9 protein-coding genes are annotated in these 15408 nt (G+C 64.5%); all 9 read left to right on the top strand.

Features of this window, described 5'->3' with window-relative positions; all coding sequences use genetic code 11:
- Positions 1 to 253: 253 nt before the first annotated feature.
- The 9 genes from ACG00Y_RS23555 (at position 254) to ACG00Y_RS23515 (ending at position 15360) form a co-directional block, all read left to right on the top strand.
- Entirely contained in the window at positions 254 to 1666 is a 1413-nt protein-coding gene (locus ACG00Y_RS23555; RefSeq protein WP_394483163.1) for a hypothetical protein, read from the top strand.
- Positions 1667 to 1797: 131 nt separating this feature from the next.
- Positions 1798 to 4896, top strand: coding sequence for a TonB-dependent receptor (locus tag ACG00Y_RS23550; RefSeq protein ID WP_394483162.1), 3099 nt, complete (start codon positions 1798 to 1800; stop codon positions 4894 to 4896).
- Between the two features lie 156 nt (positions 4897 to 5052).
- Positions 5053 to 6525 carry a tryptophan halogenase family protein gene (locus tag ACG00Y_RS23545; protein WP_394483160.1) on the top strand — a complete coding sequence of 491 codons (1473 nt, stop codon included), beginning with the start codon at positions 5053 to 5055 and terminating at the stop codon, positions 6523 to 6525.
- Positions 6526 to 6617: 92 nt separating this feature from the next.
- Complete coding sequence (locus ACG00Y_RS23540; protein ID WP_394483158.1) at positions 6618 to 7994, top strand: glycoside hydrolase family 43 protein; 1377 nt, start codon at positions 6618 to 6620, stop codon at positions 7992 to 7994.
- Positions 7995 to 8184: 190 nt separating this feature from the next.
- Positions 8185 to 9771 carry a glycoside hydrolase family 43 protein gene (locus ACG00Y_RS23535; RefSeq protein WP_394483156.1) on the top strand — a complete coding sequence of 529 codons (1587 nt, stop codon included), beginning with the start codon at positions 8185 to 8187 and terminating at the stop codon, positions 9769 to 9771.
- A 133-nt stretch (positions 9772 to 9904) separates the two neighbouring features.
- Positions 9905 to 11506 carry a GH39 family glycosyl hydrolase gene (locus tag ACG00Y_RS23530; protein WP_394483155.1) on the top strand — a complete coding sequence of 534 codons (1602 nt, stop codon included), beginning with the start codon at positions 9905 to 9907 and terminating at the stop codon, positions 11504 to 11506.
- Between the two features lie 22 nt (positions 11507 to 11528).
- Positions 11529 to 11888 carry a hypothetical protein gene (locus ACG00Y_RS23525; RefSeq protein ID WP_394483153.1) on the top strand — a complete coding sequence of 120 codons (360 nt, stop codon included), beginning with the start codon at positions 11529 to 11531 and terminating at the stop codon, positions 11886 to 11888.
- 56 nt (positions 11889 to 11944) lie between these two features.
- Entirely contained in the window at positions 11945 to 13615 is a 1671-nt protein-coding gene (locus ACG00Y_RS23520; protein WP_394483151.1) for a glycoside hydrolase family 43 protein, read from the top strand.
- An 83-nt stretch (positions 13616 to 13698) separates the two neighbouring features.
- A complete protein-coding gene (locus tag ACG00Y_RS23515; protein ID WP_394483149.1) occupies positions 13699 to 15360 on the top strand; it encodes a glycoside hydrolase family 43 protein in 1662 nt (553 codons plus the stop codon).
- Positions 15361 to 15408: the final 48 nt, after the last annotated feature.

Raw genomic sequence — 15408 nt, 5'->3', positions numbered from 1 at the left:
ACTTCCGGGGGTGGAGCGGCGACCAGGACGGCCCCGAGTTCACATCTCGGCTCCTGATGGGTGGGTGTGGATGGAGCCCAAGCAAGGCGACCAAGCACGCGGATAGAGGGATTTCTCACTCGGAAACAGTTCGGGCAACGACCGCGCCTAGTGGCCATAGGTTCGGCGAGACGGGCCCGAGATCAAGGAGCTGCGTTGCTGCAAGTTCTGCAGTTTGAACAGCTACCAGTTAATTCAAAAAAGGAGACAGAACGTGACGAAAAAGTTGATTCAGGCCCGGAAGTTGACCGTTGTGGCGACGTGCGCATTTTTGGCCGCCTGCGGGGGGGGGGGCGATGGCGATGGCGGTGGAGGCTCAGAGGGCCGCTACCAGGTCATCACTTTCAAGTATCCGGGTGGCGGCACGCTGCTGACTGCCCCGACGACTTTGTCAGGCACGGCAACATCCGGGCTGCCGATCAGCTTCCGCACCGGCACGCCCACCACTTGCACGGTCGCCGGTGACCAGCTGACGCTGGTGGCCGCGGGTGAGTGCCTGGTCATCGCCAGCCAGCCTGGCGGGGTCGGTTCGGACGGCACCAAATGGGCGGCTGCCGACGATTCGAGCCAGCTGTTCAATGTGTTGAAGCATGCGCAGGTGTTGACGTTCTCGCCGCCTGACTATGTGCTGAGGACGACGGCAACGTCGGTCGCGCTCAGTGCGACTGCGGAGTCAGGGCTGCCGGTAACGTTCTCCAGCGACACGCCCGCTGTCTGCTCGATCAGCGGGAGTACGGTCCAGTTGCTGGCCAAGGGCTCCTGTGCGGTGTCGGCGAAGCAGGCCGGCGATGCGAACTACAAGGAAGCGACGACGCAGCGCTTCATCGCCGTCGACCCGCTGCTCGTTGCTGACGGCTTCGCGCCGGGAGGTGGTCGCGGAACCAAGAACGACCTGCTAACCAAGCAGGGCGGCAACGTCATGGTGAACCCCTGGAACAGCGCGCTCAACGCGGGGTGGGAGTGGTGCGATGCGAGCGGTGGCGACTGGTGCTACAGCACGGTCTCCAGCGATGGCTCCACGCTCGATTCGGCCCTCCATATCCCGGACACCATGTTCACCGGCGGCTGGCAGTACGGCTTCAACCGAATCGACATCTTTGCGCCTGGCTTGAGCGGCTTCAATGGGTCGGGCGACACGGCGGGTGGACTGCAAGTCACCACCGAGAAGGCGCTGGGCTTCACCTTGGGCTTGAACGCCGACCTCCACGCTTCCAGCAAGCCCATCGTCGTGCACCTTGATCTAGGTAAGCGCAACGACGGTTGCAACGTGAGGCTGAGCACTCTGGTTTGGGCGCCTCAGCCGGGGTTGATCAGCTATGCCGTGCCGCTGGACAACTTTGCCGTCACCGATAGCTGCGGCCTGGCGGGTGTGACGACTGCGTCGTTGGACGACGATGTACGAAAGCTGCCGAACCCTTATGACAGCACGGGCACCCCGGTCAATGCTGCCGCGTTCAAGGAGGCCCTGGACAAGATGGCGGCCTCGCGCGCGTCGGCCGCGACGCTGCTGCAGTCCTCCAACATCGTTCGCACACGCTTCTGGCTGATGGACGCAAATGTGGACAGGAAGACTGCCGGCATCTTCGCCTCCGACTTGACCATCAAGGGCGCCATCACCATCCAGTAACCAGCCGCTGCGTCGATCTGGTCAGTGACGCCAGCATCGCAGCGAGCTGCCCCGGCATCCAGTGCCTGGGCACGCGGCAGCGCCGAGGACGGCAGCTGCCGCCGGACACATCGAACGAATACGGAGACACCATGAAAAAACAGTTCCGCACCACGGCCATCCATCGCGGCATGGTCCACATGATGCTGCTGACCGTCGGCGGTGCCGCGTTGGCGCAGGCGACGACTGACAAGCCGGCAAGCCTGGAGACCGTCGTCGTCACCGGGCAGCGCGCCGCGCTGGCGACGGCGCAGAAGCTCAAGCAGAACGCCGAGGAGATCGTCGACTCGGTCGTGGCAGAAGAGGCCGGCAAGCTGCCGGACAAGTCGATCACCGAGGTGCTGCAGCGCGTCGTTGGCATCACCATTGACCGCAACAAATCGCGTGGCGACCCGGAGCATTTCTCGGTCGAAGGATCGGGTATCAGCGTGCGCGGCCTCAGTTGGGGCTCGTCGCTGCTGAACGGGCGCGAGACCTTCTCCGCCGGCTGGCCTGGTCGTGAGCTGAGTTGGGGTGACGTGCCGCCCGAGCTGATGGCGGGCGTCGACGTGTACAAGAACCCCTCCAGCGAAATCATCGAAGGCGGCGTCAGCGGCACGGTGAACCTGCGCACGGCCTTGCCCTTTGACTACAGAGAGACGAAGGCCTACCTGTCTGCGGGCAACAACTACGTGCAGCGCTCGGGCAAGCATTCGCCCAGCGTGTCGGGGCTGTACACCACCCAATGGAACACGGACATTGGGCGCGTCGGGGTCCTCTTCGACCTTTCCTACAACCACTCCAGCTTCCAGAACGAGAGCATCCAGCTGGATGCCTACTTCCCGCGCACCGACCTGATCAGCGGCCAGACGGCCTGGGCGCCAAAGTCCGCCTCATACCGCAACAACACGGGCGACACCGAACGCGCCGGCTTCTATGGCGCGCTGCAGTGGAAAAAGGGCGGCATGGATTCGTCGCTGACCTATTTCCTTTCGGGCGCACGTGAGACGGGCAGCGAGCAGGGCATCTACACCGGTGTGGAGAGCCCGTACAAGTCGGTGATCAAGAATGCGACGTACGACGCCAACAACGTGCTGACCTCTGGCCTCTACACCTACCCCAGCGGCGGCCTCGGGGCGAACACCTTTGCCGATGGCGGGCTGGGCTTCAACGTCTCGCGCGGCTGGAATCGGAGCAATTCGAAAACCGGCGAACTCGCGTGGAAATTCAAATGGAACGTCAACGACCAGTGGCAGGTGGAGAACGACCTCCAATGGGTTCATGCGAAGAACGATTCCATTGGCCGCAATCTGCAACTGGGTACTTACGTGCCGAGCATGAACATCGACGTGAGCGGAAAGAGCCCGGCGCGCATTGGCTTCGACCAGACTGCCACGGATTTCCTGGCCGACCCGAAAAACTATTACTGGAACCTGGTCATGCCGGGCATGAGCAAGGCCGATGCCGACCTCTACGCCTGGAAGGCCGACGTGCGTTACCGTTTCGACGATCCCATCCTGCGTGATATCCGTGTCGGCGTGAGAGCCACCTATCGCGTGGCACGCCGCTACGAAGCCTCGGGCAACGGCTGGACGTCCGTTGCCGATCCCTGGGCCGTCAAGCAGACTTCCACGCCCGGCAAGCCGCCTGCGGTCACCGATGGAGAGGGCTGGCAGTCGCGCGGAAGCTTCGCCTACATGAGCGACCCGCGCTACCAGACCGTGCCGGTCGAAGTGTTCAACTTCGGCAACTTCTATGGCGGCAAGGTGGGCTCGCTGCCGAACATCGTCATGCCGACGATCGGTGCCGTGCGCGACTACCCAAACACCTACACGACGCTGGCCAACGACTACCGCTACCAGCAATGCCTGGATGGCCAGAAGCTGTTCCCCACCAATAACTTGACGTGCAATCCGGCGGACTTCCAGGGCTTCCAGGAACTGGTCTTCAACAATGACCCGTCCAAGACCAGCACGCACAGTGAACAGACCGATGCGGTCTACGCCACGCTGCGCTTTGGCTTTGACGATTTGAAGTTCCCGATCGAAGGCAACGCCGGTGTGCGCGTCGTGCTGACCCGCGACGTCTCGCACGGCTTCACAGTTTTCGAGACGCGATACAACTCGATGACGCCGCCCGATCTGCCGCGCTTTGACCAGCTCGGAGGGCCTTTGGACGTGGAGAACGAATTCGTCAAGGTGCTGCCGTCGCTCAACCTGAAGATGAACTTCACCGACAGGTTGCAGGCTCGCCTGGCAATGGCCAAGAGCATGAACCGACCCGGCTTCAACCAGCTGGGCGAGTACGTCAAGCTCTGGCAGGACTACGACGCCGTCAACCAGAGGGTCACCTACCGTGGAGAGAACACCGGCAACGTCAAGCTCAAGCCGATCACGGCCAACAGCTACGACCTGGCGCTGGAGTGGTACCCGCGTGACGGCCAGTCCATCACGGGCACGCTGTTCCATAAGGATGTCAAGGACGTCATCATGAAAAGCGCCTACGCCCGTGCCTACACCAGTGTGGGTGGCAATCCGCAGATTTTCCCGGTCACGGGGCCCGCCAACGTCGGGAAGGCGACGGTCAGCGGCATCGAGCTTGCGGGCATGACCTACCTGGACAAGCTGCCCTTCCTGGAAGGCGTGCTGCCGGAGTGGGCCAAGGGCATCGGCGTGTCGGCCAACTACACCTACATCGATGCCAAGCAAAGCCTGTACAAGCAGATCGACAACCCCTATTGCGATGCGGGCAGGGCGACGACGAATGGCACGCTGCACCTGTTCGGCTGCGACACCAACGGCGTGCCGTTCAAGAATCTGCCGCTGCCCTACATGGCCAAGAACGCGGCCAACTTCGTCTTGATGTACGACCGCGGCCCGTTCTCGGCGCGGCTGGCCTACAACTGGCGTAGCCGGGTGCTGCAGGCGACGGATGCCAATGGCACGCGCGGCGAGGATGGGACGAGCGCGGACCCGTCGCGCCCGGGTGCCCGCGATGTGGGCTGGGGCCTGCCGACCTGGCAGGAGGCGTTCGGCCAGTGGGACGCCGGCATGCACTACAGATTCAGCAACACGCTGAGTGCGTCGATCAACGTGACGAACCTGAACAACGTCATCGTCCGCCAGACGCAGCAGCAGCACATCGGCACGATGGGGCGCGCGTGGTTCTACCCTGGCCGCAGCTACTCGATGAGCGCACGCTACGAGTTCTGACGCGGTCTCCGACGCGGTAGCACCTGCATGCAGTCCGGACGAGGTGTCCGGGCGGCATGCCCAATTGCGTGGGTGGTCGCCGCACGTGGCCAGAGATGGAAATGATGGACGTCGGCGCACGTCGTTCAAGGTGCCAAGGAACTTGGCAAGATCTCTATGACGCAAAAAGTTGATCGCATCGTCGTCGTGGGAGGTGGCAGCGCCGGCTGGATGGTGGCCGCGGCGTTGGTCACCGGGCTGAAGGGCCGCGCCTGCGTCGAGGTGGTCGAGTCCGAGGACATCGGCATCATCGGTGTCGGTGAAGCCACGTTCCCGTCCATCCGCAACTACAACCAGCTGATCGGCGTCGACGAGCGCGATTTCTTGCGCGCCACGAACGGCACCTACAAGCTGGGCATCCGCTTCTGCGACTGGCTGGACGTTGGCAAGGACTACTTCCATACCTTCGGGCACTTCGGCAACCTGTTCGGTTCGCAGACGCTGTGGGGCCAGCACCGCCGCATGGGGCTGACCGAACCGCTGGGCGTGCAGTGTGTGCCGACCGTGATGGCGATGAAGGGGCGCTTTGTGCTGCCCGACGACCAGGCGCAGTTCAAGTACGCCTACCACTTCGACGCCGTCCAGTACGCCGCCTTCCTGCGCAATCTGGCCCTGCAGCGCGGTGCCCGCCACACGCTGGGACGCATCACCGAGGTCTCACGCCGCGCCGATGGTGGCGTGGCCGCCGTGCAGCTGGAGGACGGCCGGCGCATAGAAGGCGATCTGTTCGTCGACTGCTCGGGCTTTCGTTCCCTGCTGCTGGGCCGGACGCTGGAGGAGCCCTTCGTCGACTTCAGCCACTGGCTGCCCGTGGACGGCGCATGGGCCTGCCCCACGGAGCGGGTTGGCGAGGAACTGACCCCGTACACCCAGGCTACGGCGCTGGAAGGTGGCTGGGCGTGGCGCATCCCGCTGCAGAACCGCACGGGCCATGGCCATGTGTTCTCGAGCCGATTCATCGACGCCGACCGTGCGCGCGAACAACTGCTGGCCCGGCTCGACGGCAAGCCGCTTGGCGAGCCGCGGCTGCTGCGCTTCACGACCGGCCACCGTGAGCGCTTCTGGGTGCACAACGTCGTCGCCATCGGCCTGTCCTCCGGCTTCCTGGAGCCGCTCGAGTCCACCAGCATCTACCTGATCCAGGACGGCATCAGCCGCCTCATGACCCTGCTGACGGCCGGCCGGCCGCTGGATGAGAACGACCGGGCCCTGTTCAACGACGGTGCGGCGCGGCGCTTCACGCGCATCCGCGACTTCATCATCCTGCACTACTGCCTGACCCGCCGCCGAGACAGCGAGTTATGGCGTCATGTGTCATCGATGGTGTTGCCGGAAACCCTGGCCTTCCGGATGGAGCTGTGGCGTCGCTACGGCGTGCTGCACGAGTACGACGAGGAAGGATTCGATGCCACCAGCTGGCTGGCCATCCACGCGGGCATGGAGCACTGGCCGGAGCGCAACGATCCGGTCTTCTCGGAGATCCCGCGCGAGCGGGCGATGGCTGCGCTGGACCAGCGTCGCAAAGCCATCGCAGCGTCCGTAGAGCGCATGCCGCAGCACCATCGCACGCTGCTCAAGATGCTGGGCTGATCCAGGGCCACCTTGAGCTCATCGTTTTCCCAGCGGACGGCCGCTTCGCCGTCCCGCATCGTTCCGAATCGAGGTTTCCCATGATTGCGCGCATGCTTGCGTTCCTGGTGTTTGTAATGGCCTGCGTTTGGCCGCGGCCGAGCCAGGCCGAGAACCCGGTCGTGCAGACCAGCTACACCGCCGACCCGGCACCGTTGGTGCACAAGGGGGTGGTCTACCTCTACACCGGGCACGATGAGGATGACGCCCGAGACTTCAAGATGCGCAACTGGCGCCTCTACACGTCGACCGACATGTCGAACTGGACCGACAAGGGCGTCGTGGCGTCGCTGGCGACCTTTCCCTGGGCGATGCAGGACAACGATGCCTGGGCCTCCCAGGTCGTCGAGCGCAATGGCAAGTTCTACCTTTACGCGTCGGTGAGCGTGCAGGGCTGGCCCAAGAGCGTGATTGCCGTCGCCGTGGCCGACAGGCCCGAGGGGCCGTTCAAGGATGCCCTGGGCAAGCCGCTGATCGACAAGGGCATCGGCTACTTCGACCCCACGGTCTTCGTCGACGACGACGGCCAAGCCTACATGTACTGGGGCAACCCGCAGCTGTACTACGTGAAGCTGAACCCGGACATGATCTCCTACAGCGGCGAGATCCAGCAGGCCGAGGGCAGGCCGCGCAACTACCAGGAAGGCCCCTGGGTCTACAAGCGCCAGGGCAAGTACTACATGGCCTACGCGTCGAGTTGCTGCCCCGAAGGCATTGGCTACGCCATGAGCGACAAGCCCACCGGCCCCTGGGTCTACAAGGGCGACATCATGGACCACAACGCCAACTCGACCGGCAACCACCCGGGCATCGTCGACTACATGGGTGGGTCCTACGTGTTCGGGTTCAACTACCGGCTGAACTTTGCCGACACGCCCATCCACCGCGAACGCCGCTCCGTCACGGTGACCCGGTTCGACTACAACGCGGACGGCACCATCAACATGCTCCCCTGGTGGGACAACGTCGGCGTCGCTCCGCTCAAACCCTTGTCGCCCTACGAACGCGTGGAGGCCGAGACCATGGCCTGGACGTCCCGCCTGAAGCGGGACCGGGATCGCCCGTTCGACTGGGCGCCTGGCATCAAGACCGCGCGCAATGACAAGGTCGGCATGGTGGTCACGCGCATCACCGATCTCAGCTACATCAAGGTCAACGGCGTCGACTTTGGCAGCAAGGGCGCGGCCCGCTTCGTCGCCAACCTGGCCAGCGAGATGGACGGCGGCAAGATCGAGTTGCGGCTAGACAGCGTCGATGGGCCGCATCTCGGCACCCTGACGGTGGCCCGAACCGGCGGCCTGGATCAGTGGCAGCAGCAAGGCGTGCCGGTCTCGGGCGCCACAGGCGTGCATGACCTCTACCTCATCTTCAGGGGGCAGGGCGGGCCGACGATGTTTGAGTTCGATCACTGGCGCTTCGAGCGCAAGTGAAGCCTGCGACCCTGAAGCCGCCCCCTGATCCAAGCGATAAGGGATGAGCAGGATTTCCATCGCCGCAGCGGACGCTTCATCGCTGTCGCACCTCACGCTGCTTAAGAGGCTGGGCTGATCGCCGGCCCCGCTTGACTTGGTCGGGTGAACACGTCGCCCGCCACAACCCATTGAAGGTTCACACCCAGCCATGCACCTCCCCAGCCCCCTGCACCGCATCGCCCTTTGCTGCGCCGCCCTCGCCAGCGGGGCCGCTTTGGCCGCCGAACCGGCGCCCGGCGCCAATCCGGTGCTGCGCGACCGCTTCACTGCCGACCCCGCGCCGCTGCGCGTGGGCGACACGGTCTATCTCTACGTCGGCCGTGACGAGGCCAAGGGCAACGACTTCTTCCTCATGAAGGAGTGGCTGGCCTATTCGTCCAAGGACCTGCGCAACTGGACTTCGCACGGCGCCTTCATGAAGCCCACCGATTTCAAGTGGGCGGTGGGCGACGCCTGGGCCGCGCAGGTGGTGCAGCGCAACGGCCGCTTCTACTTCTACGCCACCGTACAGCACAACGACACCCACCCCGGCAAGGCCATCGGCGTGGCGGTGGCCGAAAACCCGCTGGGCCCGTTCAAGGATGCGCGCGGCTCGGCGTTGATCACGGATGCGTCCACGCCCAGCCCCTACGGCTGGAGTGACATCGATCCCACCGTCTTCGTTGACGACGACGGCACCGCCTGGCTGGCCTGGGGCAACCCGGTGCTCTACCTGGCCAAGCTCAAAGCCAACATGACCGAGCTGGACGGCCCCATCGAGAAGATCGCGCTGCCCAACTACACCGAGGGGCCGTGGCTGTCCAAGCGCAAGGGCACGTACTACATGACCTACGCGTCGATGGCGCAGCAGGGTCTCTTCGAACACCTGTCCTATGCCACTGCGCCCAGCCCGCGCGGGCCCTGGACTTACCAGGGCCTGCTAACCGGCCCGGTGCCCAACAGCTTCACCATCCACGCGGGCGTCATCGACGACTTCAAGGGCCAGTCTTACCTCGTTTATCACAATGCCGGGCTTACCCTGAACGGCGAGACCGGCGCCGGCTCCCGCCGCTCCGCCGCGATGGAGTACCTCTACTACGACGCCGACGGCCGCATGTGGCCGATCACGCAGACCGAAGCCGGCATCAGCAAGCCGCCGCAGCCGCCCAAGGGCAAGGTGCCGGCGCTGCCGGACCCGGGCCGCTCCGACCCGCGCGTGGCCGTTCAGCAGTTCGCCCAGGGCTATCCCGAAACCTGGCCGGGCAGCCCGGCGCTGGCCTCGGTCGCCAAGCCTTTCGAGCAGGCGCCGGAGCCCATCGGCTTTAACCGCGACGGCGGCGCGACCCGCCTGGTGCAGACCTTCGTGCCGCGTGCCGACATCCCGCTGGGCCGGCTCAGCCTGTACGCCGGCGACGGCCATGGCACGGATGCCACGCGCAGCTTGCGGCTGTCGCTGCGCGACGTGGAGGCCGGCACCGAACTGCTCGGTGCCGGCGAGGGCCTGGCAGTCGCCTACCGGCCGCAAGGCGCCGGGCTGCTGAGCTTCGACTTCAGCGCCCATCCGGCTGTCGTGTTGCAGGCCGGGCGCCGCTATGCACTGGCGCTGCAAGGCCAGAAGGACGCGCTGACCATCAATCTGCGCGCCAGCCGCAGCGACGTTTATGCCGACGGCGAGGCGACCCTCGATGACCGGCCGCTGAAGGACCGGGAGAGCGGCCGCCCCGGCGACTTTGCGTTCGCGCTGTACGCGCGCTAGTACGGCCCGCAGGCCTTGCCGCCCAAGTCCATCGTTGTCGTCGGATAGGGCTCATGCATTGAGCTGCATCTGTCCAGTTTTTGGCTCCAGGCCTCGGCGCCACCTCTCTTTCGACGTCCTCCCAAATCTTCCGATGAACACCTCCCTTTCCCTGAGCCGAAGCGCTATCAGTCTCGCGGTAACGCTCCTTTCACTAGGACTGGGCAGCGCCACTCTCGCCGCTCCCGCTGCGCTCCCCGCCGCACGCGAGGTGACGCTGGACCGTGCTGCCGCGACCCAGCCGATGGACCGCTTCTTTGACCTCTCGGTCGGTGCCGACTTCCCGGGCACCACCGGCCGCCCTGAGAACCTCGCCCAGCTCAAGACGGCGGCGGACGAGCTGGGCTTTCGCTACGTGCGCTTCCACGACATCTTTCACGACGTCTACGGCACGGTGAAGAAGGAAGGCGACAAGCTGGTGTTCGACTGGACCGGCATCGACAAGCTGTACGACGGCCTGCTGGCCAGTGGCGTCAAGCCCTTCATCGAGCTGGGCTTCACACCCGCCGTGATGAAGACCTCCGACCTGAAGATCTTCTACTGGAAGGGCAACACCTCGCACCCGCAGCCAGGGCCCTGGACCGAGCTGATCGACGCCTTTGCGCGCCACCTCATCCAGCGCTATGGCATCGAAGAGGTCCGCAAATGGCCGTTCGAAGTGTGGAACGAGCCCAACCTCGACGGCTTCTGGGAGAAAGCCGACCAGAAGGCCTATTTCGAGCTGTACGCGAACACCGCGCGCATGCTCAAGAAAGTGGACGCCGGGCTGCAAGTCGGCGGCCCTGCCACGGCCGGCGCTTTCTGGGTGCCCGAGTTGCTGGCCTATGCGAAACAGGAGGGCGTGCCGGTGGACTTTGTCACCACGCACACCTACGGCGTCACCGAGGGCTACCTCGACGAATTCGGCAAGTCGGACCGCATCCTGGACCCCAACCCCGACGCCATCGTCGGCGACGTGCGCCGCAACCGCAAAGAGATCGAAGCCTCGCCGTTCCCTGGCATTCCGCTGTACATCACCGAGTGGAGCACCAGCTACAACCCGTACGACAAGGTGCACGACAGCTACATCAGCGCGCCGTGGATCCTGACCAAGCTGCGCGCCACGCGAGGCTATGCGCAGGCAATGAGCTACTGGACCTACAGCGACCTGTTCGAGGAGCCGGGCCCGCCGCCTCGCGCCTTCCATGGCGGCTTCGGCTTGATGACACGCGATGGCCTGCGCAAGTCGACATGGTTCGCCTACAAGTACCTCAACGCATTGCGGGGGAATGAGATCCCGAGCACCGACAACAAGGTGCTGGCCGCAGTCGATGGCGACAAGACGGCCGTCGTGGCGTGGGACTGGCAGCATCCTGATCAAAAGAGCATCAGCAACGGCGTGTTCTTCGCCAAGCCGGTGCCCAACGGCCCGGCGCCCGAAGTCAAGCTTGCGCTGCGCAACCTGAAGCCGGGCGCCTATCGGCTCGAACTGCGTCGCGCCGGCTACAAGGTCAACGACGCCTACACCGCCTACCTGGAGATGGGCTCGCCCGTCAACCTCGATGCCGCGCAGCTCGCCAAGCTGCAGCTGCTGACCCGGGACCTGCCCGAGGTGCAACGTACGGTCAACGTCGGCAAGGACGGCCAGCTGAACTACAGCGTGCCCATGCGCAGCAACGACATCACCTTGCTGACGCTGAACCCCGCCAAGCGCTGAGCCACCCACCTCCGGAACCCCCATGACCTACGCGAGCGATTTCATGTCCGACTTCATCCGCGGCGTCGTGGCCAGCCGTCCTCAAGTGGCTGAGGGCTGGGTGTTCGTCCAAGACGTTGACAGTCTCCGCAGCGCCCTTGTTGCTTCGGTGATGTGCGTCGCCACCACGACCGAAGTCAAGGTGCCACATGACGACGTTCCGGCGCCTGCCCTGTGCCGGCGGAAATTCCACCGCGCGAGCGATTCGATTCGTCACCTGTCTGAATTCATCCGCGGCATCGAGGCCAGTCGACCCGTGGCCCCCAACCCGTCCAACGGTCCGATCCCCGCGCCGCTGTCACAGCCTTCCGGGCGATCTTCGTTGCCTGGGGCGTCGCGTTAACTCAAGAGCGACGTGGAATTTCGCCCGTTGCACCCCGCCTCCATCTTTAGCCGCCTATGCACTTCGCTCGACGTCTTCAAATCCTCGCCTTGTGGTGCGCCGCTGTTGCCGGCGCTGGGGTCAGTGCCTCGGAAAACTCGCCCGCTGATCAGGTGGCGCTCGATGGGCGGCCTCTTTCAACTGTCGAGGCGCTTCCTGCTGCGCAGCGAGGGCGTGCCCACAACCCTTTGATCTGGGCCGACGTCCCGGACATCGCCATCATCCGTGTCGGCAAGACCTACTACATGAGCAGCACGACGATGCACATGAGCCCGGGCTTGCCGATCATGAAGTCGACGGACCTGGTGAACTGGCGCATGGCTTCCTACGCCTATGAAACTCTGGCCGACAACGATGCCCTCCGCCTCCAGAACGGCAAGGACGCCTACGGTTACGGCTCCTGGGCCAGCAGTCTGCGTTACCGCAACGGCCTGTTCTACGCGACGACTTTCTCCTCCACCAGTGGACGCACCCACATCTACACCACGCGCGATCCGGAGCGCGGCCCGTGGAAGGAGACGAGCTTCGAGCCATCGCTGCATGACCACAGCCTGTTCTTCGACGACGACGGCCGCGCCTACATGGTTTGGGGTGCCCGTCGCCTCATGCTCACAGAGCTGAAACCCGATCTCTCCGGCATCAAGCCCGGCGGTGTGAACAAGGTCGTCGTCGATGACGTCAACATCGTCTTCGGCACCGACCAAGGCGGGCTCCATGGCGAGGGTTCGCAGCTCTTCAAGATCAACGGCCGCTACTACCTCTTCAACATCGCGTCACCCGGCAGCCGCTGGGCGCGCACTGTCATCGTCAGCCGAGCCGACAGCATTGACGGGCCTTATGAAAGTCGCATCGCGCTCGATGACCGCGGTATCGCTCAGGGCGGCCTCGTCGACACGCCGGACGGCAAGTGGTACGCCTATCTCTTCAAGGACAACGGCGCCGTGGGTCGCATTCCCTACCTCGTGCCCGTGACCTGGAAGGACGGCTGGCCCGTGCTTGGCGAAAACGGCAAGGTGCCCATGACGCTGGACATCCCGGCCGGCGCACAGGGCGTCTCGGGCGCCTCCGGCATCGTCGCCTCCGACGAATTCGACCGCCGGCCCGGCGACCCCGTCCTGCCCCTGGCCTGGCAATGGAACCACAACCCGAGGCCCAATGGCTGGTCGCTCACCAAGCGCCCGGGCCACCTGAGCCTTGTTACCAGCCGGGTCGTCTCCAGTCTGCCCGAGGCCCCCAACACCCTCACCCAGCGCACCTTCGGCCCGCGCAGTTCCGCCACCACGAGCATCGACGTGAGTGGCATGAAAGACGGCGACGTGGCCGGCATCACGGCTTTTCAGAAGCAGTACGGTTTTGTCGGCGTCAAGATGACCGACGGCGCGAAATCCCTCGTCATGGTGAGCGCCGATTCCGACAAGCCGGAGGAGATCGCCTCCATTCCCCTCACTGGCGAAACAGTTCACCTCAAGGTCGACTGCGATTTCAATCTGGCGCCTGACGCTGCCCGCTTCTCGTACAGCCTTGATGGCAAGACCTGGACCCCCATCGGTCGCCCGTCGAGCCTTCGCTACACCCTTCCGCAGCACTTCATGGGCTATCGCTTTGGCCTCTTCTTCTATTCGACGAAGACCGCCGGCGGCCGTGTGGACTTTGACTACTACCGGATCGAGCCAGGCGGCTCGCGCTGACCGGGGCGCGCCCAAGCGGGTTGCCGCCGGGCCCTCCATTCCGGGGCACCTCCCTACAACCTATTGACGCTTCACATCCAGCCATGCACCTTGCCAGACTCCTCCACCCCGTCGTCTTTTGCTGGGCTGCCCTCACCAGCGGAATCGCCCTTGCCGCAGAACCGTCGCCCGGTGCCAAGCCGGCGCTGCGCGACGGCGCCAGCGCCCTTGCGGCGCCACAGACGAAGCTTGCCCACAACCCCATCATCTGGGCCGACGTCCCAGACATGTCGATGATCCGCGTCGGGAAAAGCTACTACATGAGCAGCACGACGATGCATATGAGCCCGGGTCTGCCGATCATGAAGTCGGAGGATCTTGTCAACTGGCGCCTGGTCTCCTACGCCCATGAAGCCCTCGTTGACAACGAAGCCATGCGTCTCGAGAACGGCAAGGACGCCTACAGCAAAGGCTCCTGGGCCAGCAGCCTGCGGTACCACAACGGCGTGTTCTACGCCTCGACTTTCTCCTACACCAGCGGACGCACTCACATCTACACCACGCGCGATCCGGAGCGCGGCCCGTGGAAAGAGACGAGCTTCGAGCCCTTGCTGCATGACAACAGCCTGCTTTTCGATGACGACGGTCGCGTCTACATGGTTTACGGCGGCGGTCGCATCACGCTCGTCGAGTTGAAACCCGATCTCTCCGGCATCAAGCCCGGCGGCGTGAACAAGGTTCTCATCGAGAACGTCAACACCATCTTCGGCTCCGATCTGGGCGGGCTCAACGGCGAGGGGTCGCAGCTTTTCAAGATCAACGGCCGCTATTACCTCTTCAACATCGCCTCGCCCAAGAGCCGCTGGGCGCCCAGCGTTATCGTCCACCGTGCCGACCGCATCGACGGGCCGTACGAGGGTCGCATCGTGCTGGATGACCGCGGTATCGCCCAGGGCGGCCTCATCGACACCCCGGACGGCAAATGGTTTGCCTATCTCTTCAAGGGCGACGGCGCCGTGGGTCGCATTCCCTACCTCGTGCCCGTGACCTGGAAGGACGGCTGGCCCGTGCTCGGCGAAAACGGCAAGGTGCCCATGACGCTGGACATCCCGGCCGGCGCACAGGGCGTCTCGGGCGCCTCCGGCATCGTCGCCTCCGACGAATTCGACCGCCGGCCCGGCGACGCCGTCCTGCCCCTGGCCTGGCAATGGAACCACAACCCGAGGCCCAGTGACTGGTCGCTCACCAAGCGTCCGGGCCACCTGAGCCTCGCCACCAGCCGGGTCGTTGCCACCTTGCCCGAGGCCACGAATACTCTCACCCAGCGCACCTTTGGCCCTGCCAGTTCCGCCACGACAAGCATCGATGTGAGCGGCATGAAGGACGGCGACGTGGCCGGCCTCACGGTCTTCCAGAAGCAGTACTGTTTTGTCGGCGTCAAGATGACCGACGGCGTCAGATCGCTGGTCATGGTGAGCGCCGATTCCGACAAGCCGGAGGAAATCGCCTCCGTTCCCCTGTCTGGCAAAACCGTTCACTTCAAGGTCGACGCCGAGTTCCATCCCGCGCCTGAGTTTGCCCGCTTCTCCTACAGCCTCGACGGCAAATCCTGGACGCCCATCGGCCGTCCCTCGCGCCTGACCTATTCCTACCCAACGCACTTCATAGGTAATCGCTTCGGCCTCTTCTATTTCTCGACCAAGACGGCGGGCGGTCGTGTGGACTTCGACTACTACCGGATCGTGCCAGGCGCCGGCTCGCGCTGACCTGCGCCAGCTTTGGCCCTAGAGAACGGGCACCGTTCTCCTATTGAT

The sequence above is a fragment of the Pelomonas parva genome, from assembly GCF_043555835.1.
In the GTDB taxonomy this organism is placed as follows: Bacteria; Pseudomonadota; Gammaproteobacteria; order Burkholderiales; family Burkholderiaceae_C; genus Pelomonas; species Pelomonas parva.
Note: the sequence above shows the minus strand (reverse complement) of the source record. Positions and strands in the feature narration are given on the sequence as shown.

Bases quoted from the DNA above. Each gene is read 5' to 3' on its own strand.
- ACG00Y_RS23525 (WP_394483153.1), top strand. From the start codon at position 11,529: ATGACCTACGCGAGCGATTTCATGTCCGACTTCATCCGCGGCGTCGTG.
- ACG00Y_RS23530 (WP_394483155.1), top strand. From the start codon at position 9,905: ATGAACACCTCCCTTTCCCTGAGCCGAAGCGCTATCAGTCTCGCGGTA.
- ACG00Y_RS23540 (WP_394483158.1), top strand. From the start codon at position 6,618: ATGCTTGCGTTCCTGGTGTTTGTAATGGCCTGCGTTTGGCCGCGGCCG.
- ACG00Y_RS23550 (WP_394483162.1), top strand. From the start codon at position 1,798: ATGAAAAAACAGTTCCGCACCACGGCCATCCATCGCGGCATGGTCCAC.
- ACG00Y_RS23535 (WP_394483156.1), top strand. From the start codon at position 8,185: ATGCACCTCCCCAGCCCCCTGCACCGCATCGCCCTTTGCTGCGCCGCC.
- ACG00Y_RS23545 (WP_394483160.1), top strand. From the start codon at position 5,053: ATGACGCAAAAAGTTGATCGCATCGTCGTCGTGGGAGGTGGCAGCGCC.
- ACG00Y_RS23520 (WP_394483151.1), top strand. From the start codon at position 11,945: ATGCACTTCGCTCGACGTCTTCAAATCCTCGCCTTGTGGTGCGCCGCT.
- ACG00Y_RS23515 (WP_394483149.1), top strand. From the start codon at position 13,699: ATGCACCTTGCCAGACTCCTCCACCCCGTCGTCTTTTGCTGGGCTGCC.